At 60.8% G+C, this 255-nt stretch carries 1 protein-coding gene; it reads right to left on the bottom strand.

From position 1 onward, the window contains the following. On the bottom strand, positions 1–255 hold a 255-nt coding region (locus AC3XQU_RS24310), incomplete at both ends, for an ABC transporter permease subunit (RefSeq protein WP_489876681.1).

The following is a 255-nucleotide window of genomic DNA, read 5'->3' as shown; positions in this document are numbered from 1 at the left end:
CATGCACCGCCGGACGCGGTAATCGCGCCGGTGACGTAGTACGGAAAGATCCCCGGCAACATCACCTTGCGCCACCACAGCCAGCCGCGAATGCGGAAGTTGGCGGCGACTTCCTTGAAATCGTTGGGGAACGCGGTGGCACCGGCGATCACGTTGAACAGGATGTACCACTGGGTGCCCAGTACGATCAGCGGGCTCAGCCAGATGTCCGGGTTGAGCTTGTAGTGCAGGATCACAATGACGAACACCGGGAAC

The sequence above is a fragment of the Telluria sp. AZSoR62 genome (assembly GCF_058111565.1).
The sequence above is the reverse complement of the archived record's forward strand: the minus strand, read 5'-3'. Positions and strand labels throughout refer to the sequence as shown.